The sequence below is a fragment of the Magnetospirillum sp. 15-1 genome (genome assembly GCF_900184795.1).
Classification (GTDB): Bacteria; Pseudomonadota; Alphaproteobacteria; order Rhodospirillales; family Magnetospirillaceae; genus Phaeospirillum.
Genome location: NZ_FXXN01000018.1, coordinates 123,975 through 148,749 on the forward strand (window position 1 = coordinate 123,975; position 24,775 = coordinate 148,749).

Genomic DNA, 24,775 nt, shown 5'->3' on the forward strand with positions numbered 1-24,775 from the left:
TTCTATGACCGGCCACGCTCGAGGCGCCGGCTGCGATAGGCGATCTGGGACCGGCTCATGCCCAGCATCCGCCCCGCCAACGCCAGGTTGCCGCCCGCCTTGGCTATCGCCTTTTCCACCAGCATGTCTGCCAGCGTCTCCATGTCGAGCTTGCCGTCGAGAACCGTATCGACCAGCCCGGAAAGCGAGGGTGGCGTGACAAGGGAATCGGCGACAGGCGGTGGTGCCGCGATCATGGTCGGGTTAACCGAGGCGGCGCCGAAATTGCTGGCCCGGGTGAAAAGATGGCCGATATCCAGCACGCCCCCGTCGGGGGCCAGAATGACTCCCCGCTCGATCATGTTTTCCAACTCGCGAATATTGCCCGGGTAGTCGTATTCCAGCAGCGCCAAGACCGCTCGTTCGGCCAGACCCACGATATTGCGCCGATGCAATGCCGAGAAGCGCTTGAGAAAATGCTCGATCAGGACAGGTACGTCGTCGCGCCTCTCGCGCAGCGGCGGAATATGAACCGAGAACACATCCAGACGGAAAAGCAAGTCACTGCGGAAATGGCCTTTGTTCGCATCTTCGTAGAGATCGGTGTTGGTGGCGGCGATGATCCGGACATCAACCTTGCGCGAGCGGGTGTCGCCCACCCGCTCGACCTCACGCTCTTGCAGCACGCGCAGCAGCTTGGCCTGAGCCGCCGGACTGAGGGTGCTGATCTCATCCAGGAACAAGGTGCCGCCATTGGCCCGCTCGAACCGGCCGGGCCGCGACTGAACCGCCCCGGTGAAGCCCCCCTTCTCGACCCCAAACAATTCCGCTTCCACCAAATTCTCGGGCAGGGCCGCGCAGTTGACGCCGACGAAAGGCTTGTCGGCCCGCGCGGATATACGGTGCAGGGCTCGGGCGAACATCTCCTTGCCGACCCCGGTCTCGCCCAGCAGCAAGACCGTGGCGTCGGTGGGTGCCACCCGCTCGATCATGTGGCAGGTGGTGACATATCCCGACGACGTCCCCACCAGCAGATCGCCGAAGGCGAGAACCGGCGACGCCAGCGCATTGGCGGAAACCACGGCCCGTGGATTGCCCGAGGGCGCCCCCCCGGCCGAAAAGTCGTCCAGTTCGCTATCGTCCCATTCATCCAGCGGCTTGCCGATCACCCGGCAAAAAGGATGCCCCATGGCTCGGCACTGAACCTCCCGGTGCAGAACCTGTTTGCCCATGATGGCGCTGATATAGCCCGAGGCGTAGCCGGTCTGCATCCAGCACACCGGTTCGCCGCTGCGGCCATAGCTGGCCACATGGGAGTCGACCTCGGACGAATCGCGCCAGTTGAACTCCGCCGAGTAATAGCCACGCTCGACACTGACATCGAACCGGATGGGGTCGGGCGCCGAAGCTCCCTTCAGCGCGTGAAGCTGAGGCCCCATCGACAGCAATTCCTGGGCACTGACCGACGGCCGCATCCGCCGGGCCAGTTGCGCATCGCGGTTGCCCGCGCCAATTCCCACCCGGCTCAGAATGCTGCGGGCCCGCTCGGTTCCCAGGGAATCGATGAGTTCGCGGCGAATGGCCGTGATACTCGCCAGGTCGATCAGCAGCATCCGGCCGCTGTCGAACCAGATGCGTCCGTCCTGTGGCGAGAAGTGGAGATGGGTCAACAACTCGGACGAGTCGTGCCACTCCTTGGCCAGGGCTTCGTTGACGACACCGTCGGCGGCACCGCCGTGCTTGGATTTGGATTTGGCCCGAGCCTTCGACATTCCCCACCCCGATTACAACAGCCATCCGCGACAATAATGCACAGTGAGCACAATCATTACTGCAATGTGATATTTTTTACAACAGATTTCCACACACATCATCAATATGCGCAATTTCAATTTAATAATTACTGTAGCTTTCGACGACTAATTGAAATTCGGCCGATGCGGCCTCGCGACACGCCCCCTTTGTCGAGTCCATACTTGAATGACTAAAATTTTGCAGCGCACAATATTAAGCAAAAACAGGTGCCTGCGGATTCAGGCCATTACTTTCCATCATGCATCACAAGCTTGGCACACTCAGTGCAATTGAAGACGGCAACACGGCCGGGATCCCCCCGGACCGCTCGGAAAATCCGAGGCCGCGCATGACCGCGCGGAAAATTAATCTGGACTGGGAGGTCTGCCATGATTGTGAAATCCATTCTTGACGGCAAAGCCGGGAGAGGAAATCACCTAACTGTTCAGCCCAATGAATTCGCATCCACGGTCGCCCGCATACTGACGACGGCGAAAATTGGCGCGGTGGCCGTACTGGATACCGACGGCCGCATCGCGGGAATCGCCAGCGAGCGCGACATCGTTCGTGGCCTGGCCCAGCACGGCCAAGCCATTTCCTGCCTGAGCGTGGCCGAGATCATGACGACGGAGGTCCTGGTCTGCCATGAAACCGACCACGTCAACCGCCTGATCAAGTCCATGACGGAACGCCGAATCCGCCACGTCCCGGTGGTCGACGAATCCCACCGGATGGTCGGGATGCTCACCATCGGCGATATCATCAAATCCATGCTGTTCGATGAACTGCCAAATGAAACGGCGGCGCTTTGCGAATACAGGCGCCACGGCATCAACTGACATTTGGGAGGATATCGAAAATGGCCCAGGCATCCATTACGCCAACTATCTTTGTCATTGATGATGAGCGATCTGTACGCGAGTCGATCAAGTGGCTGTTCAACTCCATCTCCATGAATGTGAAGCTGTTCGAGAGCCCACAGGAATTCCTCGATGCCGACCTGGAGTTCCGCCATGGCTGCCTTATCCTCGACGTAAGAATGCAGAACATGAGCGGATTGCAGCTGCAGAACATTCTGTATGAGCAGAACTTTCCGCTGCCGCTGATCTTTCTATCCGCCTATGGCGACGCCCAGATGGGGGCGCAGGCGGTCAAGAAGGGCGCCATCGATTTTCTTCAAAAGCCTTACCGGAACCAGGATCTTCTCGACACGGTCAACACGGCCCTTCGCCTCAGCAAGGAAGTGTTGGACAAGGAGATGGAGCGCGACAAATACATCGGTTGGCTCGACAGCCTTTCGCTGCGGGAAAAGGGCGTCCTGGAACAGGTGGTTGCCGGCAAGAGCAGCAAGGAAATCGCCCGCAATCTGGGGATCAGCTACAAGACGGTGGAAGCCCACCGCGCCCGGGTGATGAAGAAGCTGGGCGCCCGCTCCGCCAGCGATCTCGTCCATCTCGCCCTTATGAACAACAGCCATTGTCGCGGCTGTCGCTGGCTTTCCCTGCCCAAGGGGAACGCCAACTGCTGTGAAAGCGAAGCTCACAGCCTCTCAGCCTGATTCGAAGCGGGGTGCCCGGCACGGGCATCCCATCGAAACCATGGGAAATGGCCATGTTCGAATACAAAAGCATCCTGGACAACGCACCCGTTGGCATTTGCTTCCTGAGAAGCAGAAATATTATCCGCTGCAATCGCCGCTTCGAGGATCTGTTCGGATACGATTCCGATGAAATCAACAATAAATCCGTAAGAATACTGTATCCAAGTACGGAAATGTTCAACCATATCGGCGAGGTCTACGGGCATTTCTTCGAGAAAAATCTGGCCTATCGGGACGAACGCCCGATGATGCGCAAGGATGGGACCATGATCTGGTGCATCGTTACCGGCTGCACCATCGATTCCGCCAATCCTCACCTGGGCCAGATCTGGGTAGTGCAGGACATATCGGAGCATCGGCGGACGGAGGACTTGCTTAAGGAAAGTATCGAGAAGCTGGAATTGGTGGTTCAGCAGCGGACTATGGATCTGCGCAACCATATCGAGGCACTGAACGTCGAGGTGGCGACCCGCATCAATGCCGAGGGTATCGCCAACGAAACCCAGCGCAAATTTCAGACCGTCTTCCATACCATGCCCGTCGGCCTGTGCGTCACCGATGCCGCCGGCCGTATTCTCGAGGCCAATCACGTTTTCGACGAAACCATCGGCAACGCCGACGGCAAGGTGCGGGACTGGGGCGATCTTCCGACCCGTTTTTTTCTTCCCGACGATACCGCCATCCAAAGCCAGAACCTCCCCTGGCTGATCAAGAACCACATCAACTCCGAGGTGGGCAGCGTCGAGATCGGCATGCGGAAGAAGCGCGGCGGCAAGATGCATTGGCTGAACGTCAGTTCCATCGCCCTGGATCTGGCGGGAGCCCCGGCGATCCTGACGGTCTTCACCGACATCACCTATCGCCGCCGCATCGAGGAATTGGAACGGCTCCGCTATGCCGAACTGACCCGGCTGGGCCGCATCAACTCAATGGCCGAGATGAGCGCCGCGCTGGCCCACCAGATGGGGCAGCCCCTGGTCTCGGCGCTGAACTACCTGAACGGCTGCCGCCTGCGTCTCGACCAGATGGACGGCGCCGAGGAAATCTCGAATTCCGTCGGGTTGTCCATCACCTATCTGGAGCAGGCCGGTGAAATCCTGCGCCGGGTCCGGGATTTCGTCTGTCGCCATGACCCGGAAAAGATCCCCGAGGACCTGAACGCGGTCATCACCGGCGCCGTCAGCTTTCTCAATTTCGAAATTCACAAGCACAGGGTTTCGGTCAACCTCGATCTGGCCTCGAACGTTCCCCTGGTCCCCCTGTGCAACATCGAGATCCAGCAGGTTCTGTTCAACCTGCTCAAGAACGGCATGGAGGCCATGACCGACCTGCCCGAGGACGAGCGTATCCTCACCATCGGCAGTTCCCTGCGCCCCGACCGGTCCGAGGTCGAGGTCTTCGTCATCGACAATGGCCGGGGAGTCGCCCGCAGCCGCTCGCATCGCCTGTTCGAACCCATGTTCACCACCAAGCCGGACGGCATCGGCATCGGCCTGACCATTTGCCGCTGCATCGTCGAATCCCACGGCGGGAAGCTTTCCTTCACGCCGATGGGCCGCCAGGGGTCGAGATTCCAGATTACCCTGCCGATTGCGTCCCCGGCCATCGCGCCCTCGACGACCGTCCCGTTATGAGCGTCACCCGCCCCGGTGGCGTCAGGGCCGGATAAGCATCTTCATGGCCCCATCCGATTTGCGATCAAAGGTCTGGTAGGCCCGATCGATATCGGTCAAGGCGAAGGTGTGGCTGAAATAGCGTTGAGGCTGCACCACGCCCCGTTCCATCATCCGAATGCCTTCCCACATATAGGGCTGAACATTGCCGAAGCCATTCATATGTAGCGTGATATCGCGCAAGAAGACGTCGGCCAGATTGAGGTTGAACGTCGTATCGGTAAACACGCCGATCGCCGTGACGGTGCCGCCCGGCCGGACGAGATCGAGAGCCATCTGCAGCGTCTCGGGTGCGCCAACCACCTCGATCACCTTGTCGAAACCCCGCCCGCCGGTTTCCGCCAAGGCCGTCTCCCTGGCATCGCTCAGGCCGGCATCGATTGCCGTCACCCCCTTGGCGCGGGCGACATCGAGTCGATGGGTGACTGTGTCGAGCGCCACCATGCGGCCCGGTCCGCGCAGCAGCGCGATGTCCAGCGTCATCAGGCCGGTCGGCCCGCAGCCCACCAATGCCACCGTTTCACCCAGGCGGATATCGGCGAGGCGATTGGCGATGATGGCCGAGGGCAGGTTGCACGACAGCGTCAACGCCGCCTCGTCGGGGATCTGTCTCGGCACCTGGATCGCGTGCCCATCGGCGTAGGGAATCACCATGGCCTCGGCATGCGTGCCGTTGAGATTCCCGAACGGCACGCCGAAGCCATACACCGCCTTTCGGGTCGTTTCGCAGTGGGCGGTCTGGCCCACCTCGCACATGTAGCAATGCCCGCAGGAGCAGGAATAGGCCATGCTCACCCGGTCGCCGGGCCTGAACCGCCCCACCGACATTCCCACGGCCAGAACCTCGCCGATCAGTTCGTGTCCGGTTCGCGACGTGCCCCGGTCCATGATCGGATCAAGGGCGCCGCGGAAGAGGTGCAGGTCGGACCCGCAGATCGAGGTCGCCGTCACCTTTACCAGCATCTCATGATCGGCATGGATGGCGGCATCGGGCACATCCGTGGCCCGGATCTGTTGGGGACCGAAATAGACCGCCGCCTTCATATCCCACCTCCCGGAAACAGGGGTGAGGCCGACGGGAGCCGGCCCGCCGGACCCACAGTCCGTCGCCATCCTTTCTTGCGGCGATCCGGGCCGCAATTGGGGCGCGCACCTAGTCCCTAGGGGGGAATTCTAAAGGAATTCTCCGGCCCGCCAGTCCTTGCCGATTTCCGCCAGAAATCAGGGGTAAATCCTCATTGCTTTGGGGTTCGCACCAATTGTTGCCCCACAGGATAAGCGCATAGATTGGCAACGGCGCGGAAATACCGCCATGCAAAACCAATAATAATGTTCATGCACTCAGGCCAGATATAGAAATTTGTTTAATTCTTAACTGACCAGACCACGTGACAGAAAAGCCCGCAAGAAATCAATGCAAATGGGCTGCTAATAAAAATAGTGCAAGGGGAAGGTTTATGATCCAGGGGAAACACACGTCTCCGCGCCGTATCGGCGCGGGCGCTGCGGTGATGCTTGTCATCTCGTCTCTGATATTGTCCGCCTGCCAGGATGATCGTCGTTCCGGCGGTGCGGCGACGGAGGCCGCCAAGTCGGTTCGCCGCACCGATCATTTCCAATCGCTGGTGTCCAATGGCACCGTCCTGGTGGCTGTCGGCTCCTTCGGGGCGGTGATCTCGTCCGCCGATGGCGGCACGAGCTGGACGCGGACCGCCCTGTCCGACGGCGCTCCCCTGGTGCGGGTGGCGAGCTGCGGCGACAGATCTTTCGTCGCGCTGGATTTCTCCGGCAAGATCTGGCGGGCACCCCCCAGTGCGTCGGCCTGGACGGCATTGCCCCTGCCGCCGGCCGACGCGGTGCTCGACGCCACCTGCACCCCCGACAACCGCATCTGGGTCACCGGGGCGCGCGGCCTTCTGGTGGTCAGCGCCGATGGCGGCAAGACCTGGGCGGAGAAGTCTCTGGACGAGGACATCCAGCTTCTCAACATCCAATTCCCCACCCCGGCCTTCGGCGTGGTCGCCGGCGAGTTCGGCCGCGTCCTGACCACCAGGGACGGCGGTGCCAGTTGGACCCAGGGCGGAAGCATGGGGGATGACTTCTATCCCCAGGCCATGCATTTCGAGACCGAGCAGCGCGGCCTGGTGGTCGGCCTTGGCGGCGCGGTGCAGGAAACCCGCGACGGCGGCGTCACCTGGAACCGCACCAAGGCTCCCATCGAGGCACCACTTTACGGCGTCCTGGCTCTGCCCAATGACGAGGCGGTGGTGGTCGGCGCGGCCGGATCGGCGGCACGGCTGTCGGGCGGGAGGTGGAGCCCGGTCACCGGCCTGCCCATGACCGACCTGCGCGGCATCGCCGCCACCTCCCAGGGAGTGATGCTGGCCGGAACCGGGGCGGTGCTGGCACTGCCGGCGCCTCCGACGGCTTCCGCCAGCAAGATCAATTAAGGATCAGGCCATGCACAACTTCATCGATTCCCTTCCCGAGCGCCTGTTCCGCTTGCGCACGCCCATTCTGGTGCTGGTGGCGCTGGTGACGCTGGGCTTCGCGACGCAAATTCCGGCGCTGCGCATCTATACCGATTTCGAGGGATTGCTGCCGCAGCAGAACGCCTTCATCAAGACCCATAACGAGATCCGGGGCCTGTTCGGTGGCGCCAACGTGCTGACCGTGGCGATCGAGGTCGCCGAGGGCACCATCTTTACCAACGAGAATCTGGCCATCATCGACCGGGTGACCAACGGCATCGACAACCTGCCGGGGATCAACCACAACCTGGTCTCGTCCATCACGCACCGCACGTCGCGCTTCATCTCGCTGACCGAGGAAGGCAGCGTGCGCTCCGAGGTCTATTACAACCCGGCGCTCGGCCCCATGACGCCGGAGCAACTGGCGGCCATGAAGGCCAAGGTTCTGGTGGACCCCCGCGTTTTCGGCCTGACCGTGTCGCCGGACCTGAAGGCCGCCCTGATCAAGGCTCAGTTCGTCGACGGGCAGCTGGACTATTTGAAGATATTCCAGGGTCTGCAGGACATGCGGACCAAGGAGAATACGGGCGGCGTCAAGATCCATACCACCGGCCAGCCCGCGCTGATCGGCTGGGTCTATTCCTACCTGCCGCAAAGCCTGCAGGTCTTCGCCTATACCGCCGTCATCGTTCTGGTGCTGCTGATCGGCTATTTCCGCCGGTTCTACGGGGTGGCGCTGCCGCTGGTCGGCATTTCCATCTCCACCATCTGGGGATTGGGCTGGATCGTCCTGCTGGGCTACCACTTGGACCCCTTGATGCTGGTGATCCCGTTCCTGATCGCGGCGCGCTCCATGAGCCACGGTATCCAGATCGTCGAACGCTGGTATCAGGAACTGGCCCGGCTGGGCGACGGGCCCAAGGCGGCGCAGGCGACGCTGGCCGAGATGTTCCACCCCGGCACGCTCGGCATCATCTGCGACGCCATCGGCCTCGCCCTGCTGGTGACCGGTTCGGTGCGGATCAACTTCGAACTGGGCGTCTTCACCGCGCTGTGGGCGGTCTGCGGCATACTCAACGTGCTGGTGTTCATTCCGCTGCTGCTGAGCACCCTGCCGACCCCGGAGAGCACCGCCGCCCGCCACGGCAAGCTGCAACATCTGCTGACCGCGCTTGGCCACGGCGTCTCGCACCGCATCAACGCCATCACCATCACGGTGATCGGAGTGTTCCTGGTGATGGGCTCCATCGCCATGTCGGGCAAGATCACCATCGGTGAATCCGAGCCGGGCTCGCCGCTGCTGTATCGCAACCATGACTACAACGTCTCGTCGACGGCGGTGAACAACCTGTTCCCCGGCTCGGAGCAGTTGCTGCTGGTCGCCAAGGCCGACAAGCCCGGCGGGCTGAAGGATCCCGAGGCCATGAAGGCCATCGAGGCCTTCAACAACCACATGATGCTCGATCCCGAACTGGGCGGCGTCAAGTCGGTGCCGACCCTGGTACGCCAGGTCAACAAGCTGATCCACAACGGCGACCAGCGTTGGGAGCAATTGCCCAAGGACGCCCAACTGGTGGGTGGCGTGCTGTTCGCCTACATGGCGTCGAGCCCGATCCCCGGCATTCTCAATGACTTCATCACCCCGGACTATTCCAAGGCCAACCTCGCCCTGTTCTACAAGGACCACAAGGGCGAGACCGTGGACCGCGCCATCGCCATGGCCCGCGAGGGCGCCACGATGGTGGCCGGCATGGCCAAGGGCGTGACCATCGAACTGGCCGGCGGCGTGCTGGGAGTGACGGCGGCGGTCAATCACGACGTCTTCATCGACAACCTGATCGTCATTCCCATGGTGTTCCTGCTGATCTGCGGCCTGGTGGGCTTCACCTACCGTTCGTGGCAAGCCGGCCTGTTGATGTTCGGCGCCATGCTGATCCCCACCGCCCTGACCTACGCCTATCTGTCGGTCAACGGCATCGGGCTCAACATCAACACCGTGCCGCTGATCTCGGTGGGGCTCGGCATCGGCATCGACTACGCGGTCTACATGATCGACCGCATCAGAGACGAGTTGCACGAGCACGCCGACGTCAAGGCCGCCATCGGCCGCTCGGTGGCGTCCACCGGCCGGGCGGTGACCTGCACGGTCACCACCCTGGTGGGCGGCATCGTCGCCTGGGTGTTCGTCTCGGACCTCAGGTTCCAGGCCGATGCCGCCAAGCTGCTGATCTTCATGATCGCCGTCTGCGCCGTCACCGCCATGGTGTTTGTCCCGGCCTGGATCGCCGCCTTCCGGCCTCGCTTCATCGTCCGCGAGGCCGATCCGGAAATCCAAGCGTTGGAAATTTAGGCAAATCGGGAGCCCAGGGGGGCGACTCGACAATCGGGAAGAGGGAGGACAACAATGAAGGATTGGTTGAAATGGGTTGCGGGCGGAATCGCCGGCGTCTTCTTTCTGGTGCCCATGGCGCCAGTGATGGCCGATGACGGCGATGGCTGGGCCATCAAGAACAAGGCCGACGAGGAAGTTCGCTTCCGCCCCTCCACGGGCCTGTCCAAGGCCCGCACCCTGGGGCAGAGCGACATCGACAGGAAGCTGAATGGTGGCGACACCTTCTCGGTTCTGAAATTTCATACCACCCTGAGGGCGTCCTACGATGCCGCCTATGATCTGAATACCAGCCGTTACGGCGACAGCGCCGGCGGCAAGGTCTACTTCACGGATCTCAGTGGCAATACGTATCCCGAAGGCGCGGGTGGCGCCGCCGGCCACAATGCCCGGGCCAACCGCAACGAAGGCCTGATGAAGATGAGCGACCTGGCCCGCGGCGCCGATAACGGCGTTGATTTCGCGGTCCCGGTACGCCCCTGCGACGTGGACAAGCGCGGTTGCATTCCGGGTTACATGGACGCCAGCAAGCTGGGTCTGGCCGCCCCCGAATTCAACAACCGCCTCGACGCGATCCGCGAACTGTATGTGGATGGCGAGATTCCCGTGGCCGGCAACACCCTGGCCATCCGCTTCGGCCGCCAGCAACTGGTGTGGGGCCGCACCGACCTGTTCCGGGTGCTCGACGTGGTCAACCCGGTCGATTACTCGCGCAACAACATCTATGACGAACTGTCCGACATCCGCATTCCCATGGGAATGATCCGGGCCGACTATCGCATGGGGTCGCGGGGGCCGTTCGACGACCTCAACTTCCAGGGTCTCTGGGTGTGGGAAAAGTTCCGTCCCAACAATCTGGGACAGGGCGGCAGCCCCAACAATCCCCTCGGCGCGGCGGCGTTCTTCCGCGGCATGAAGAACTGCTGGGACAACGGCTGTACCGTCAACAACTTCTTCAATGGCAACACGGCCACCAATTTCGGCCCGCACCAGATCGGCATCCGTCAGGCCAACATGCCGGACTGGAGCTTTGCCAACACCACCTACGGCGGCAAGGTCGAGGGTGAGTTCAGAGGGGTCGGCTTCTCGATCAACGGGTTGCACACGGTGTCGCAGATGCCGTCGCTGCGCGGCGGCATCACGTCCGCCGACCCCTTCAATACCAGCACCCCCGGCGTCTACACGTCCGCCCTGGCGTGGGACATGGAATTCCCCCAGCTCACCGTCCTGGGAGCCTCGGCCGACTTCACCATCGATCCCATCGACACCGCGTTCCGCCTGGAAACCTCCTATACCATGGGCGAGGAATTCGCGAATACGGCCCGTTCCCGGCTGTACTCGGAATCGGATGTGCTGCGCTACGTCGTCGGCGCGGACAAGAACATCTTCATCCGCCCCCTCAATTCCAGCCGTGCCTTCCTGTTCAGCGGTCAGGCGTTCGGCCAGCACATTCTGCAGCACGAACTGCATCATATAAACGGCGTCACCTCCGGCATTCCCGACTGGCAGAGCAACTGGATCGCCACCCTGCTGGTCAAGGGCTGGTACATGGGCGACACGCTGAGCCCGCAGATGGTCTTCGCCCGCGACATGATGGCCAGGGCCAACGTGGTCGAACCTTCGGTGGAATGGACCCCGGCGGCCATGTGGCGCTTCCGCCTGGGCGCCAACGTCAAGTTCGGCGAAAGCCGCCAGAGCTTCGACGACAACCGTTCGGCCAAGCCGTACACCGCGATCGGCGGACCGGCGATCAGCACGGGCTCTCTTGCCGGCATGTATCCGTTGGGGTCGTTCCGCTCCGGCGTCATCGGCGCCGCCCACGACGAGACCGAAATCTTCGCCAACGTGACCATGCGCTTCTAAGGACCCGAACCGGTCGGAGAGCTCGCGTCGCCGAGCCTCCGATTCGTCGGACCGCAGGACCAATGAATCCATAAATATCGGAGGAAACAATGAATCGCATTGCATCTGCGACCCTGGCCGCCACGCTGCTTATGGCCGCCGCCGGGGGCGCCCGGGCGGCGGACGACGTCGTCGAGAAGTCCTTCTTTCCCTACAAGGCCGGCATGCCCAGCCATCCGGTCGCCAAGCCGGGAACGGTGATCAACGCCGCCAATGTGGATCAGGCCAAGGACGCCGTCGATGCAGGCATGTACGAGATGATCAAGAACGGCTGGACCGAGATCAAGGTCGGCGCGACCGAGCAGATCGCCGTGCATCCCGCCTATGTCGAGGCCACCCGGAAGAATTACGCCGGGGTCAAGCTGGGTGACGGCCCCGGCAAGATCAGCGGATACATTGCCGGCCGGCCTTTCCCCGAGGAACCCGATGCCAATGACCCCCGCGCCGGAGAGAAGCTCGCCTGGAACTACAAGTACGGCATCAATACCGGCGACGCCGATTTCATGACCCCGTTCTACTGGACCTACAAGACCATGTCGTCCGGCAAGGTCGAGCGCACCCTCAAGATGAGCTTCAACTTCCTGAACTTCATGCATCGGACCACGCTGACGCCGGCGCCGAACCTGGAGCCCAATCCGTCGGAAATGTATCGCGCCATTTACGTGAAGGTGACGGAGCCGCAGGACATCGCCGACACCCAGCTCCTGATCCATCGCTACGAGGACGATACCAAGCTGGATTCGTCCTGGCTGTATCTCGGCTTCCAGCGCCGGGTCCGCAAGCTGTCGACCGGCCAGATCACCGATTCCTTCCTGGGCTCGGATCTGATGATCGAAGACTTCGAAGGCTATAACGGCCGCGTCTCGGACATGAAGTGGACCTTCAAGGGCACCCGCAACATCCTGATGCCCTATTACCGCCACAACGAAATGCCGCTGACCAACGAGCTGGCCGAACCCGACTTCAAGTTCGTGGGCTTCGGCGGCAAGGGCGGCTGCTTCGCCGATATCACCTGGCAGCTCCGCAAGGTCTATGAGGTGGAAGTCACTCCGGTCGACCCCAACCATCCCGTCGGTAAGCGCACCATGTATTTCGATGCCCAGATCATGGGTGCGTCTCGCACCGTTACCTACGACCGGGCGGGCAAGCTGTGGAAAAGCTTCAGCATCGGCATGAGCATGCCGGAATACCACCTGCCCCTGAACAAGAACTCCGGCATCGCCATCTACGACTCGTTCTCCATGGTCGACATGCAGTCGCAGCACTGCACCACCGGCCAGATCAGGACTCTCCAGGACGCAGCCCTGTCTCCGGCGAGCCGCTTCTCGGTCGACGCGATGCGTTCGGGCAACTGATCCGAGCGTCGTTGGGTGGAACTCCCCTTGATAAAGGGAGTTCCACCATCTTCGCCTTGTACAAGGGCATCTCTTTCAGCCTTCCGATTTCCCGCGTTTCTATTGGAGCACGAACCATGCGCATCAAGGTGCGGATTACCATTGCCTTTGCCTTTCTTCTTGTGATGGTAGCCGGACTTGGAACATTCGCGCTTGTTCGCATCGGGACATTGGCCGATCTGCTGGTCTCGGTGGAGACGAACTCCCTTCCCTGCGTCGAGGCGCTCGGACGGCTTGACGCGATGTCGGCGAAGCTCCGAAACGTCGAGGCCCAGCAGATATCCGCGACCACCCCGGAAGAAACCCAGCGGCTGGCAAAGGTGATCGAGGAACGCCAGGCTGATTTCGAGAAAATCCGCCAGCGGTATGAAACCCTGCTGTCGACCGACGCCGAGCGGGATGCCTATCGCCATTTCGGCAGCCGGTGGACGGCCTATCAGGCCATCGGAAAGCGGGTGATCGATTTCACCTTCAATCGCCAGTACGACCGGGCGGAAGATCTTTTCGGCAGCGAGGGACAGGCCGCTTACGATCAACTGATCTCGGCCATCGAGCAAATGGTACGGCTGAACCAGGAAGGCGTCGCCAAGGCCAACCTGACGGGACAGGACATATCGTCGGCCTCCCGGCTCTGGGTCGCCGTCACCCTTCAGATCGCGGTGATCGCCACCGTGGCGCTGGGTTGGGTGGCGAACCGGAATATCGCCGTTCCGATTCGGGCCATCACCGACATCACGTCCCGGTTGGCGGATGGCGATTTCACCGTGGAAATTCCCGCGACCAACCGTGGCGACGAGATCGGCCACATGGCGCGGGCCGTGCACGTCTTCAAGGAAAAGCTCGAGCACAACCAGCGCCTCGAGGAAGAGGCCAAGGAGCAAGAGCGCAGCATCGCCCGAAAGCGCCGGGAGGAGATGGATGGGCTCGCCGATTCCTTCGAGTCTTCGGTGAGGACGATCGTCATGAATGTCTCCGAATCGGCGTCTCGGATGCAGGATTCCGCCCGCTCGCTCTCGGCCATGACCCAGCAAACCGAACAGATGACCACCGCCGCCGCCGCCGCCGCCGAGCACGCCGCCGGCAACGTCCAGGCCGTAGCGGTCGCGACCTCCCAGCTCTCCGATTCGATCGGCGAGATCGGCCGCCAGATGGAGCTTTCGGCGAGCAGGTCGAAGGGGGCCGTGGACGAAGCCCGCAAGGTTGACCGGTTGGTGACCAGCCTTGCCGAAGCCGCGTCCCGGATCGGTGACGTGGTCGGTCTGATCAACCACATCGCCAGCCAGACCAACCTGCTGGCCTTGAACGCCACCATCGAGGCCGCCCGCGCCGGCGATGCCGGCAAAGGCTTCGCCGTGGTCGCCAACGAGGTCAAGGGGCTGGCCAACCAGACCGCCAGCGCTACCAACGAAATCGAGACCCAGATCGCCACCGTCCAGGACGCCACCCGGGAAGCGGTCCTGGCCATCCAGAGCATCGCGGGCACTATCGATCAGCTCAACGAAATCGCCACCAACATCGCCTCGGCGATCGAGCAGCAGGGGGCCGCCACCAGCACGATTGCGGGCAACATCCAAGAGGCGGCGACGGGAACGGCCGAAGTCACGACGAATATCGTGGGAGTGGCCGAGGCGACGACGAAAACCGGACTCGCCTCGCGGGAGGTATTAGGGGCCGCGGACGGCCTATCCGACCAGGCCGAACGCTTGCGCCAGGACGTGGACAACTTCATCGCCATGGTGCGTGTCGGCTAGATCCGGGGCCGCAAGATGTCGCCCCCGGACTACCCCGGCCCGAATTTCCGACAGGCTGATCAGAGGGACGAATCGGCGGATTCACCACGAAGGCACGAAGGGCGCCGAGAGACCTGCTCTTCATTCGTCATCACGGGGATGCCCGGATCAAGTCCGGGCAAGACGAACCGCGCCGCCCTCCTGGCACCCTTCGTGTCTTCGTGGTGAAATCATCCTTCGTGTCCCCAGACATCGTCGATGCCTTGAAACACCGATGCATCCTGGCTTTGGGGCCAGCAAAGGGGATTCAGACCGGGGCAGGTTCTAGCCCGCGCGGCCTCCTTCGAGCGGCGCCAAGCCGGTCGGCTCGCCGGCGCCTATCCACCCAGGCAAAAAAAGGAAGGGGCAAGCAGTTGATTTGGCGCTTGCCCCTTTTGGGAGTTGGGCTCGGGAGTGCCCCCTTCCACTGGGAGGAGTGAGTGGGGCGATACAGGCCGGTGCGAGCCAATCGGATCCGGCCTGGGACCTCGGTTCGCCTCAGGCGCCGCGGAACTGGGGATCGCGCTTTTCGGCAAAGGCGTTGAAGCCCTCCTTGCGATCCTCGGTATCGCGCAGAATTCCCCACATCAAATGCGAGAAGGCGATGCCGTGGTCCAAGGGCATGTCGAGCCCGAGGACCGCCGCCTGCTTGGTGGCCTGGACGCTGAGGGGAGCAGCGCCGGCGATTTTCTCGGCATATTTCATCGCCAGGGGCAGCAGCTCATCCAGCGGCACCACGTCGCTGACCAGGCCGTAGCGCAGGGCGTCCTCGGCCCCGATCATCTCGCCGGTCAGCAACATCTTCATGGCCACCGCCTGGGGGACCACCCGGGGCAGGACCTGGGTGCCGTTGAGGCCGGCAAGGCTGGCCACCTTGACCTCGGTCAGGCCGAACTTGGCGTGGGTGCTGGCAAGGCGCAGATCGCAGGCCAGGGCCATTTCCAGGCCGCCGCCCACGGCATAGCCGTTGATGGCGGCGATGATCGGCTTCCAGGTCTTCATCTGGGGGATGAGGGGCTGGCCGTCGCGCAGATAGGTCGCCGCCATGCATTCGGTCACCGGCGGCGCCTTCTTCATGTCGGTGCCGGTGCAGAACGACTTGGGGCCGGCGCCGGTCAGAATGGCGACGCGGATGTCCGGATTGGTCCGGATCTCGTGCCAAGCCTCGCCCAGTTGGGCGATGGACTCCGGGTCGAGGGAATTCATCGCCTCAGGCCGGTTGAGGGTGATGGTGGCGATATGCCGTTTGACCTCGAAATCGACGGGCATCTTGTTCTCCTAATCGGCAGACGTAATAAACGGGCTGTAGGGCCGTTCGTTCTTCAGCAGGGTTCTGGCGATGGACATGCGGTGAATTTCCGAGGGTCCTTCCACAATCCGCCAGATCCGGGCCATGCGGGCGACATATTCGATGCCGGTTTCCCGCGACAGACCCAGACCGCCGTAAAGCTGGATGGCCCGATCGGCGACGCGGGTCAGCATCTCCGTGGCCGCCACCTTCAGGGCTGCCGCTTCATGGCGCAGATCCTTGTGGCCCAGATCCGACTTCCAGGCGGCGTAGTACAACTGCAGCCGTACCTGCTCCAACTCGATGGTGGAATCGGCGATCCAGTTCTGCACCGTCTGGCGTTCGGCCAGCAATTCACCGAAGGTCTGGCGGATATTGGCCTGGTCGATCATCATCTGGATCAGGCGCTCGGCCATGCCGGTGCAGTGGGCGGCCAGTTCGATCCGGCGTACGCCGAAACGATTTTGCAACGGCACGAAGGCGCCGCCCACCGGGCCCAGGACGGCTTCGTCCCCCAACACCACGTTGTCCAGAAACACGGTCCAGGTCGGCATGGCGCCGATGACGGGGATTTCCTTGCCGATCACCACGCCGGGGTGGGCCTTGTCCACCAGGAAGGCGGTGAAGCGCCCCTTGGTCGATGCCTCCTTGTCGGTCACGGCGATAGCGATGAAGAAGACGTCGTCCCGATCACACTTGCTGATGAAGATCTTCTGGCCGTTCAGCACCCATTTATCGCCCTGGCGCACCGCGGTGGTCTTCAGGCCGGCCACGTCGGAGCCGCCGCCGGGCTCGGTGACGGCCATGGCCGAGTCCAATTCGCCCAGACAATAAGGAGCGAGATACTTCTCGCGCTGCGAACCGACACAGCACTCATGCAGGTAATAGAGATTGGGGGCGTCGGGCGGCAGGGTGAAGCCGTGATGGGAGAAGCCGGCCAGCGATTTGGACATCTCCTCGACCACCAGGGTCTTGGCGAACATGCCCAGCCCCTGGCCGCCCAGGGATTCGTCGACCTCGATGCCCCAGAATCCCATCTCCCTGGAGATATCGAGCAGGCGATGGTGATCCTCGTCGGCAAGGAGGGGCAGACCATCCGTCCACATGCGCATTTCACGTTCGAGCAGAACGGAATTGAGCGGCATCAGCTCCTTTTCTGTGAATTTTTGCGCCATGCTCTTCAGCATTGCGTGCTCTTGCGACAAGGAAAAATCCATCGAACCACTCCACACTGACAATCTGGCTTCAATTAGCCCGCCAAGCCTCCGGCGGGGGTGATCAGGTCAGAACCTCGTCCCTGACCAGTCCATCCACATCCTGGTCGGAATAGCCGAGCATTTCCGTCAGCAGCGTCCTGGTGTGCTGGCCGATGCTGGGTGCCGCCGTTTCCATGACGAGCGGTGTCCGCGACATGGTGATGGGAGCCCGGTTATAGAGGGTCGAGCCGACCTCGTGATGGTCGAGATAGGCCCAGAAACCCCGCCGACGCAGATGCTCGTCCTCGATCACCTCGCGGGCATCCTTGACCACACCCGCCCTGACGCCGCGGCGGAGAAGCTCATCCATCAGCCAGTCGGCATGTTGGTGGGAGGTCCACGCCTCGATGAGCGCATCCAGCTCATCCTTGTGGCACCGGCGCGCCTCCGGTGTCGCGAAGCGGGCGTCACCGGCCCAGGGCTGGGCGATGACGTCCTTCAGGGCGCTCCACTCTTCATCGGAAAACACCGCGATCGCGAGCCATTTCCGGTAGCCGAGGGCTCGGTAGATGCCATGGGGAGCCCCCTCGGGATCGCCATACCCCAGCGGCGGCAGCACTTCGCCGTTGGCGGCATAGGCCATGGCATCCGTGGGCACCATGCCGATCGCCGATTCGAGCTGCGAGATGGCGACGGTCTGGCCGCGGCCGGTCGTCTCGCGCTCCAGCAAGGCGGCCATGACGCCGAACAGGGTATGGGTGGGCACCATGACGTGGTCGGTGTAATTGGTGCCGGTGCCGAACGGCGCCTGCCCGGGAAAGGCCGCCTGCGCGGTCAGCCCGCACAGGGCATTGAGATTGACGCCATAGCCCATGTACTGGCTGTGGGGGCCGGTGGTGCCCTGCAGGCTCATGGTGACGAAGATGCAGCGCGGATTGATCTTCCTGACGTCCTCGGGCCCCAGATTCCATTTCTCCATCTGGCCGACGCGAAAGTTGTTGATGACGATGTCGCTCTTGCGGATCAGGCGGACAGCGACGTCGCGGGCCTTGGGATGGCCCATGTTCAGGGCGATATCCTTCTTGTTGGCGTTGCGGTTGGCGAAATAGCCGCTGCGATCCATGCCGGTCGAGATGCCATCCTTGAACGGCTCGCCCTTGCGCAGGATATCGGGCCGGGTGATGCTTTCGATCTTGATGACCTCGGCACCGCACTGACCCAGCACGCTGGTGGCGATCGGACCGGCTCCCACCCACGAGAAGTCGCAGACGACGATGCCGTCCAGGGCGCGATCAACGCTGCTCTGCATGAACCACTTCCATCTTCACGAGTTCGCCGATTTCGGCCGGGGAATAGCCCAGCTCGTCGAGAATCTGCGCGGTGTGTTCACCGAAACGCGGGGCGTTACGGCCGAACCGCCACTTCAGCTCGCCGAATTCATAGGGCGCGGAGGGATAGGTGACCTCGCCGCCCAGAGCCTCGTTGTATTCCCGCTGCCAGTAGCGGCGGTGGGCCAGTTGCTGATTTTCCAGCAGGTCCTGACCGTTGCTGACCGGGGTGACCGCCACCTTGTGGCGCTGGCCCACGTCGTAGAGGTATTGCTTGTCATGGCGCCGGCTATAGGCATCGAACACCCGGCAGAAGGTCGCATAGCCCTCGTCCGAGGTCCGATAGGCGTATTCGATCCATTTGAGGTCGTCGAACACCTCCCAGCCCTCGACCTGTTCGGCCCGCATCCACTCCACGAAGGGGTCCCACATGGACTTGTTGCGCCCCATGATGGCGACCAGGGCGATGTGGCCGTCCCGGCAGGGGTGGATCGTGGCGCTGCCCGCCTCGCGGCCTCGGCCGCGGCGGATTTTCCCTTCCAGATCCCAGAATTGGGCGGCGTTCTCCAGGGCCATGGCGCCGGCCTCGATGCAGGGGACATCCACGAACTGGCCCTTGCCGGTGCGCCCGGCGCTGAACAGGGCGATGGATGCCCCCACCGCCGCATAGGATTCGGCCATGCGATAGGCCTGGTTGTCGGGAGAACGGACCGGCTTGTCGTTGTCGACACCGGCGAGATAGAGAAAGCCGCTGAGCGCCGCGCAGGTCAGATCGGCCCCCGGATAGGCGGACAGAGGCCCGGAATGGCCGAAGGGCGTGATCGAGGTGTGGACCAGTCTGGGATTGAGCCGGCAAAGATCCTCGTACGCCAAGCCGAGATGGGCGAGAACGCCGGGAGTGAAGCTTTCGAACAGCATGTCGGCGCTTGCGCACAGGCGCAAAAACACCTCCCTGCCCTGCGGCTTGGTCAGGTCCAGGGCCATGCCGCGCTTGCCGGCGTTGTAGTAGAGGTATTGCAGACTCGATTCCGGTCCGGGGACATTGCCGTAAAACGGCCCGACCCGACGCATGGGATCGCCGGTCAGGGGCTCGAGATGAATCACGTCGGCGCCCAGGCCGGCGAACATCTTGGCGGCGTAGGGGCCAAGCTCCCCCGTGAAGTCCACGATTTTCAATCTGGAAAAGCCGCTCGATCCCATGGCTTCGGCCCTATTTGCTTGCGGGTTCTCGGAGAGCGGGCTCAGCCCGCGAACAGGCTGCGACCGCCGCAGACATACAGGACCTGCCCGTTGATAAAGCCGGCGTCGTCGTCGGCCAGGAACATGACGGCATTGGCGATATCGTCGGGGTCTCCGACCTGCCCCATGGGCAGTTTCGCCGCCATCGCCACCCTGTCCTTCTCGGGAAGCTCCTCCCACATGGGAGTATGGATCAGACCCGGTGCGATACAGTTGGTGGTGATTCCATTGCGTCCCAGTTCCAGGGCCAGGGTCCGCGTCATGCCGACCACCCCGGCCTTGGCCGAGGCATAGGGCGTCTGGCCGGCTCCGCCCAGCCAGGCGCGGGACGCGATGTTGATGATGCGGCCGTGCTTGTTGCCGACCATATGGCCGTGGGCCGCCTGGGAGCACAGGAAGGTGCCCTTCAGGTTGACGTTGACCGTCAGGTTCCAGTCGGCGTCGGTCAGCTTGCGCAGCGGTCCGGCCTTTTCCAGCCCCGCATTGTTCACCAGGATGTCCAGGCCGCCGAATTCAGCGACGGCATGCCCGATCAGGCCCTCGACCGCCTCGCGGTTGGCGATGTCGGCGACCGCCCCGGTCACCTTGAATCCGGCCTGGCGGAATTCCGCCACGGTGGCCTCGACCTTGGCCGGATCGATGTCGTTGATGACCACGGCGGCACCGTTCTCGGCCATGCGCCGCGCCGTCTGCTTGCCCATTCCGCTCGCCGAGCCGGTGATCAGGGCCACTCTGTTTGCAATTCCCATGGGACGTCCTTGACTGTCTTGCGTTGCCGGGGGAAACCGATTTCCGTCAGACGGACATCGAGAAATAGGCGCTCTTGCCGCCGCAGACGAAGAAGGTCTGGCCGGTGACGTATTTCGAGGCGTCGGAGGCGAAAAAGCCGACGGCATGGGCGATGTCGTCATCGACGCCAAGACGCTTGACCGGAATGGCCGCCGTCCGTCGGGCGACGTCCTCCTCGCTTTGGTCCGGCATGGCCCGATCGCCCAGAACCAATGTGTTCACGGTGATGCGGTCCTTGGCATATTCCAGGGCCAGGGAGCGGGTCAGGCCGAAGATGCCCGACTGGGCGGCGGCGATGTCGGCCCCGCCCGGCAGGCCCAGATAGCCGACCGAACTGAGGTTGATGACGCGCCCCCGCCCCTGGCGGCGCATGGCGGGAAGGACTTCGCGCAGGAAGCCGAAGGCGGCGCCGAAGGTCCCGGCGACGGTGGCGGCGAAGCCCTCCGCCGTCAGTCCCTCCAGACCGATTCCGGAAGGAAAGGGCAGCGCGTTCACTAAGATGTCGGGGGCCTGCCCGAAATGCCCGATGACGTGTTCCAGGCTGGTCGCGGCGGTCCCCGCATGGCGCGGCGAGGCGGTGATGGCCAGCACCCGGGGGCCGGTCTGGCCCAACTCGGCCGCCAGCGCGGCCAGGCCCTCACCATCCTCGGAAACCAGCGCCAGTTTTGCACCCAGGGCTCCCAGACGGCGGGAAATCACCCGGCCGGCATCGCTGGCGGCGCCGACGACCAGCGCCACCTTGTCCTTCAAATCGTACTGCATCTTTGGCTCCTCGCCGCGCGGCGCTCGTCTTGACCTACCAACCCTGAACCAGCATGTGCATGGTGCAGGCCGCATGTTCGGTTCCCGAGAGGCCGCCACCGGTGACGTGGGTCATGGCGACTCTGGGGGTTTCGACCTGGAAGCCCGGGCATTGATGGCGCATCTGCTTGACGCAGGCGGCGATCTGGGCCGCCCCCGAGGCCCCGATGGGATGCCCATAGGACAACATCCCGCCGCGCGGGCTGACCACGCATTGGCCGCCATGGGTGGCATTGCCGTCGCGCAGGAACTTGAGCCCCTCGCCCTTGCCGCACAGGCCCAGGCATTCGTAGTACAGCAATTCGGCGATGGTGAAGGCGTCGTGCAGTTCCACCATGTTGACGTCCCGCGGATCGATGCCCGATTCCTCGTAGAGCTGATGCGCGGATTCTTCGGTGATGTCGTCGCCGGTGATGTCGCGGGGACGGTTGTGATACGGCCCGGAGCGAACGACGCTTCCCGCCACCTTGATCGGCTTGTCGATCCCCAGCTTCTTCATCATCTGGGCTGAGCCGACCACCACCGCGCCGGCGCCGTCGGCGATGCCGCAGCACTGCTGGAGAGTCAGGGGGCTGGCCACCGTGCGCGAGGCCAGGACCGCCTCGATCGAGATCTCGCCCTTGAACCACGCATTGGGATTGTTGGTGGCGTGACGGCGGTTCTTCACGGTGATCTGGGCCAGATCGGCGGCGGTCGCCCCGGTCTCGTGCATGTAGCGGTTGGCTCGCATGGCGTATTTGCCGGTCATGACGGCGCCATGCACGGTCTCGATATCGGTGAGGCCGGTCGAGAACGCGGTGCCGGTGGCCATGTGCAGGGAATGGTTCTCGGCACCGATCGCCAGCGACAGTTCCGAAAGGCCGCAGGCCACGTCGCGGATGGCCAGATGCACGGCCATTCCGCCGGCCGAACAGGCGCTTTCCACGTTGATGATGGGCATGTGGCCGCACATGCCCAGGTCCTTGAGAACCGTCTGACCGGTCACCATGCCGTTGGTGCCGTTGCCCACATAGGCGCTTTGAACCATCGTCGGGCGGTCGATGTTGGAGGCTCTCAAGGCCTCGAGCGCCGCCAGACGGCCGAGCGCGTCGAATTCCAGATCGCTCTTGCCGAATTTGGTTTCGCCCACGCCGGCGATGAACACATCTCGTTGCAGCTTCATTGTTTGCGTTCCATTTATTCTGGTAATTGCGGCGGCAAGGGCACTAATCGACCGTGTTCCATTGCTTGAACAGGCTGTCCGAAGAGGCTCCCTGGGGCGCCCCGAGCTTGCGGAACTTGTAGCTTTGCAGAGGCAGGCCATCCCGGTTCATGCGGACGGTGCCGATGCACAGCTCGACCTTGTCGTCGCATTTGAAGGTCCCGGGAGCCCCCTCCAGCTGAGCGAAAATCCGCAGGTTCTCGGGGAGGTCCACGTAACCGAACACATAAGGCGTGGGCAGACCGGCCTGACCGACATAGATGTCGCTGACGCTATAGAGAAGGCCGGTGCGGCTGAGCGGCACCACCTCGAACTCATCGTGCCAGCAATTGGGGCAAGGACTCAGCTTGGGAAAATCAAGCTGCCCACAGTGCTTGCAGCGATATCCCTTGAGATAAGGCAGTGCACCGTCCTTCGGCACCTCAAGAAGATCAGGGTGAAAAAATGTGATATCGGCCTTCTTAGAATCTTTTTTGTCCGACATCGGACCATCTCCTGCATCAATTCTTGAGCATCACGATTTCGCTCTTTGTCTTTCGAGTGAAATCGGCCTGGAGCCCAATCTAGACGGAGGCTGAGACTTGCAACAATTGGTGCGAACACCTAAAGCTTAGGGACAGCCCTTAACGGGAGGGAGCGATCACCTTGGCCCCGGTCGAGAATACCTCGGAGGCCTCCGCTTTCCGGTGCCGCGCGGCACCCGCCTGGTCCGCCAATCTTGCCAAGCCCTGGGGATCTCCGGCCGCGGCCCTGGCCGCATGGATGACTTCATCACCCAGGACTCGGGGGCCGTAATCATGGACGAATCCACCCGCAAGGCCGTCATCACGGCCCGGCAGGAGCGCAAGAAGGAGACCATCAAGCATCTTCTTGGCTGCCGCAGGTCATTTGATGGGATGGGTGGTATTATTCCTCGGGCGGAACGGCCCGCTTGCGGCCCTGCGGGTCGATCGCCACATAGGTGAAGATGGCACTGGTGACCTTCACCAGCCGGTCGCTGCCGCCATTTCGGCGGACCCAGGCCTGAATGCGGATCGAGATCGAGGTCCGCCCGACCCGGATAATCTCGGTGTAGCAGCTCACCTCGTCGCCCACATGGACAGGTTCGAGGAACTCCATTCCTTCCACGGCGATGGTCGGGCAATGGCCCCCCGCGCGCCGATAGGCGTGGGTGCCGCCCGCCAGGTCCATCTGGGCCAGCATCCATCCTCCGAATACGTGGCCGAACGGATTGGTGTCGGCGGGCATGGCGATGGCCCTGGTGGAGAGCCGTCCCCGGGGAGCACTGCTGATCTCGATGCTCTCCCCCACCACCAGATCACCTTGCATCGGGCTGCTCCTCGGGAGCGGCGCGCCGGAAGGCGTCGAGTTCGCCACAGGCCCGGTCGACGGCGACGATAGTGGGATAGGGCGAGAGATCGACCTTGAAGCGCCGGGCGCTTTCCACCTGGGGGACCAGATAGACGTCGGCCATGGTCGGGGTGGCGCCGAAGCAGAAGGCGCCGCGCCGCCGGTCGGCGGCCAGCATGGCCTCCAGGGCGTCAAATCCTGCCATGATCCAGGTAGCGCACCAGGCGAGCACCGCCGTTTCGTCGCAGCCCAGCGACTTGCGCAGGTATTCCAGGATACGCCGGTTGTTGATGGGGTGGATGTCGCAGCCGACGATGGCTGCCAGGGCACGGACCCGCGCCCGGTCGTCCGGGGCGGCGGGCAGCAGGGGCGGCTGGGGATAGCGTTCCTCCAGCCATTCGATGATGGCCGGCGACTGGGTCAGGACCAGATCGCCCTCCACCAGGGCGGGAACCAGCCCTTGTGGATTGAGGGCCTTGAAGGCGGCGCCCAGATGTTGCTCGCTCCTGAGATCGACCGCCACGTACTCGTAGTCCAGCCCCTTCAGGTTCAGCGCGATGCGCAGGCGGTGCGAGGTGCCGCTGCGGAAGAAATTATGGATCTGCATCGTCG

The 24,775-nt window shown here is 62.9% G+C and carries 20 protein-coding genes; 8 read left to right on the forward strand and 12 right to left on the reverse strand.

The window, feature by feature from the left end:
• Positions 1-2: 2 nt before the first annotated feature.
• Complete coding sequence (locus tag CP958_RS04790; RefSeq protein ID WP_096700850.1) at positions 3-1,751, reverse strand: sigma-54-dependent Fis family transcriptional regulator; 1,749 nt, start codon at positions 1,749-1,751, stop codon at positions 3-5.
• A gap of 411 nt (positions 1,752-2,162) precedes the next feature.
• Here CP958_RS04790 and CP958_RS04795 point away from each other — a divergent pair, with 411 nt between their 5' ends.
• From CP958_RS04795 to CP958_RS04805, 3 genes are read left to right on the forward strand one after another with little or no spacing between them, the layout of a single operon-like run.
• Positions 2,163-2,612: a CBS domain-containing protein gene (locus CP958_RS04795; protein WP_096700851.1), complete on the forward strand. Its 450-nt coding sequence runs from the start codon at positions 2,163-2,165 to the stop codon at positions 2,610-2,612.
• 20 nt (positions 2,613-2,632) lie between these two features.
• Positions 2,633-3,331 (forward strand): response regulator, encoded by a 699-nt coding sequence (locus CP958_RS04800; protein ID WP_096700852.1) that lies wholly within the window; start codon positions 2,633-2,635, stop codon positions 3,329-3,331.
• 53 nt (positions 3,332-3,384) lie between these two features.
• Entirely contained in the window at positions 3,385-5,007 is a 1,623-nt protein-coding gene (locus CP958_RS04805) for a PAS domain S-box protein (RefSeq protein WP_170958837.1), read from the forward strand.
• Positions 5,008-5,028: 21 nt separating this feature from the next.
• Here the strand turns inward: CP958_RS04805 and CP958_RS04810 are convergent, their stop codons facing one another.
• Complete coding sequence (locus CP958_RS04810; RefSeq protein ID WP_096700854.1) at positions 5,029-6,090, reverse strand: alcohol dehydrogenase; 1,062 nt, start codon at positions 6,088-6,090, stop codon at positions 5,029-5,031.
• A gap of 413 nt (positions 6,091-6,503) precedes the next feature.
• On the opposite strand from CP958_RS04810, the gene CP958_RS04815 reads away from it, so the two are divergent.
• The 5 genes from CP958_RS04815 to CP958_RS04835 all read left to right on the forward strand — a co-directional run bounded on the left by CP958_RS04815 (position 6,504) and on the right by CP958_RS04835 (position 14,953).
• The gene (locus tag CP958_RS04815; RefSeq protein WP_096700855.1) at positions 6,504-7,496 is read left to right on the forward strand and encodes a YCF48-related protein; all 993 of its coding nucleotides are present in this window, start codon (positions 6,504-6,506) and stop codon (positions 7,494-7,496) included.
• A 10-nt stretch (positions 7,497-7,506) separates the two neighbouring features.
• Positions 7,507-9,867 carry an MMPL family transporter gene (locus tag CP958_RS04820; protein ID WP_096700856.1) on the forward strand — a complete coding sequence of 787 codons (2,361 nt, stop codon included), beginning with the start codon at positions 7,507-7,509 and terminating at the stop codon, positions 9,865-9,867.
• A gap of 54 nt (positions 9,868-9,921) precedes the next feature.
• Positions 9,922-11,769, forward strand: coding sequence for a DUF1302 family protein (locus tag CP958_RS04825; protein WP_096700857.1), 1,848 nt, complete (start codon positions 9,922-9,924; stop codon positions 11,767-11,769).
• An 89-nt stretch (positions 11,770-11,858) separates the two neighbouring features.
• Complete coding sequence (locus tag CP958_RS04830; protein ID WP_096700858.1) at positions 11,859-13,163, forward strand: DUF1329 domain-containing protein; 1,305 nt, start codon at positions 11,859-11,861, stop codon at positions 13,161-13,163.
• A 116-nt stretch (positions 13,164-13,279) separates the two neighbouring features.
• On the forward strand, positions 13,280-14,953 hold the full coding sequence (locus CP958_RS04835; RefSeq protein ID WP_096700859.1) for a methyl-accepting chemotaxis protein: 1,674 nt from the start codon (positions 13,280-13,282) through the stop codon (positions 14,951-14,953).
• Between the two features lie 516 nt (positions 14,954-15,469).
• Here CP958_RS04835 and CP958_RS04840 read toward each other — a convergent pair.
• The 10 genes from CP958_RS04840 to maiA all read right to left on the reverse strand — a co-directional run bounded on the left by CP958_RS04840 (position 15,470) and on the right by maiA (position 24,770).
• Complete coding sequence (locus CP958_RS04840) at positions 15,470-16,240, reverse strand: enoyl-CoA hydratase/isomerase family protein (protein ID WP_096700860.1); 771 nt, start codon at positions 16,238-16,240, stop codon at positions 15,470-15,472.
• 9 nt (positions 16,241-16,249) lie between these two features.
• Complete coding sequence (locus CP958_RS04845) at positions 16,250-17,476, reverse strand: acyl-CoA dehydrogenase family protein (protein WP_096700861.1); 1,227 nt, start codon at positions 17,474-17,476, stop codon at positions 16,250-16,252.
• Positions 17,477-17,537: 61 nt separating this feature from the next.
• Entirely contained in the window at positions 17,538-18,764 is a 1,227-nt protein-coding gene (locus tag CP958_RS04850; protein ID WP_096700862.1) for a CoA transferase, read from the reverse strand.
• Positions 18,748-19,950, reverse strand: a complete 1,203-nt coding sequence (locus CP958_RS04855) for a CoA transferase (protein ID WP_197706348.1) — start codon at positions 19,948-19,950, stop codon at positions 18,748-18,750. Before CP958_RS04855 ends, CP958_RS04850 begins: the two co-directional genes overlap by 17 nt.
• A 74-nt stretch (positions 19,951-20,024) precedes the next feature.
• A complete protein-coding gene (locus CP958_RS04860; protein ID WP_096700864.1) occupies positions 20,025-20,771 on the reverse strand; it encodes an SDR family NAD(P)-dependent oxidoreductase in 747 nt (248 codons plus the stop codon).
• A 46-nt stretch (positions 20,772-20,817) separates the two neighbouring features.
• Positions 20,818-21,573, reverse strand: a complete 756-nt coding sequence (locus tag CP958_RS04865; RefSeq protein WP_170958838.1) for an SDR family oxidoreductase — start codon at positions 21,571-21,573, stop codon at positions 20,818-20,820.
• Positions 21,574-21,607: 34 nt separating this feature from the next.
• Positions 21,608-22,774 (reverse strand): thiolase family protein, encoded by a 1,167-nt coding sequence (locus tag CP958_RS04870; protein ID WP_096700866.1) that lies wholly within the window; start codon positions 22,772-22,774, stop codon positions 21,608-21,610.
• A 43-nt stretch (positions 22,775-22,817) separates the two neighbouring features.
• Entirely contained in the window at positions 22,818-23,297 is a 480-nt protein-coding gene (locus tag CP958_RS04875; RefSeq protein ID WP_096700867.1) for an OB-fold domain-containing protein, read from the reverse strand.
• Positions 23,298-23,719: 422 nt separating this feature from the next.
• Positions 23,720-24,142, reverse strand: a complete 423-nt coding sequence (locus CP958_RS04885) for an acyl-CoA thioesterase (RefSeq protein WP_096700869.1) — start codon at positions 24,140-24,142, stop codon at positions 23,720-23,722.
• On the reverse strand, positions 24,132-24,770 hold the full coding sequence (maiA, locus tag CP958_RS04890) for a maleylacetoacetate isomerase (protein WP_096700870.1): 639 nt from the start codon (positions 24,768-24,770) through the stop codon (positions 24,132-24,134). Before maiA ends, CP958_RS04885 begins: the two co-directional genes overlap by 11 nt.
• Between the last annotated feature and the right edge of the window lie 5 nt (positions 24,771-24,775).

Excerpts from the sequence above, each read along its gene's own strand:
- CP958_RS04790 (WP_096700850.1), bottom strand. The coding sequence starts at position 1,751 with ATGTCGAAGGCTCGGGCCAAATCCAAATCCAAGCACGGCGGTGCCGCC.
- CP958_RS04795 (WP_096700851.1), top strand. The coding sequence starts at position 2,163 with ATGATTGTGAAATCCATTCTTGACGGCAAAGCCGGGAGAGGAAATCAC.
- CP958_RS04800 (WP_096700852.1), top strand. The coding sequence starts at position 2,633 with ATGGCCCAGGCATCCATTACGCCAACTATCTTTGTCATTGATGATGAG.
- CP958_RS04805 (WP_170958837.1), top strand. The coding sequence starts at position 3,385 with ATGTTCGAATACAAAAGCATCCTGGACAACGCACCCGTTGGCATTTGC.
- CP958_RS04810 (WP_096700854.1), bottom strand. The coding sequence starts at position 6,090 with ATGAAGGCGGCGGTCTATTTCGGTCCCCAACAGATCCGGGCCACGGAT.
- CP958_RS04815 (WP_096700855.1), top strand. The coding sequence starts at position 6,504 with ATGATCCAGGGGAAACACACGTCTCCGCGCCGTATCGGCGCGGGCGCT.
- CP958_RS04820 (WP_096700856.1), top strand. The coding sequence starts at position 7,507 with ATGCACAACTTCATCGATTCCCTTCCCGAGCGCCTGTTCCGCTTGCGC.
- CP958_RS04825 (WP_096700857.1), top strand. The coding sequence starts at position 9,922 with ATGAAGGATTGGTTGAAATGGGTTGCGGGCGGAATCGCCGGCGTCTTC.
- CP958_RS04830 (WP_096700858.1), top strand. The coding sequence starts at position 11,859 with ATGAATCGCATTGCATCTGCGACCCTGGCCGCCACGCTGCTTATGGCC.
- CP958_RS04835 (WP_096700859.1), top strand. The coding sequence starts at position 13,280 with ATGCGCATCAAGGTGCGGATTACCATTGCCTTTGCCTTTCTTCTTGTG.
- CP958_RS04840 (WP_096700860.1), bottom strand. The coding sequence starts at position 16,240 with ATGCCCGTCGATTTCGAGGTCAAACGGCATATCGCCACCATCACCCTC.
- CP958_RS04845 (WP_096700861.1), bottom strand. The coding sequence starts at position 17,476 with ATGGATTTTTCCTTGTCGCAAGAGCACGCAATGCTGAAGAGCATGGCG.
- CP958_RS04850 (WP_096700862.1), bottom strand. The coding sequence starts at position 18,764 with ATGCAGAGCAGCGTTGATCGCGCCCTGGACGGCATCGTCGTCTGCGAC.
- CP958_RS04860 (WP_096700864.1), bottom strand. The coding sequence starts at position 20,771 with ATGGGAATTGCAAACAGAGTGGCCCTGATCACCGGCTCGGCGAGCGGA.
- CP958_RS04865 (WP_170958838.1), bottom strand. The coding sequence starts at position 21,573 with ATGCAGTACGATTTGAAGGACAAGGTGGCGCTGGTCGTCGGCGCCGCC.
- CP958_RS04870 (WP_096700866.1), bottom strand. The coding sequence starts at position 22,774 with ATGAAGCTGCAACGAGATGTGTTCATCGCCGGCGTGGGCGAAACCAAA.
- CP958_RS04875 (WP_096700867.1), bottom strand. The coding sequence starts at position 23,297 with ATGTCGGACAAAAAAGATTCTAAGAAGGCCGATATCACATTTTTTCAC.
- CP958_RS04885 (WP_096700869.1), bottom strand. The coding sequence starts at position 24,142 with ATGCAAGGTGATCTGGTGGTGGGGGAGAGCATCGAGATCAGCAGTGCT.
- maiA (WP_096700870.1), bottom strand. The coding sequence starts at position 24,770 with ATGCAGATCCATAATTTCTTCCGCAGCGGCACCTCGCACCGCCTGCGC.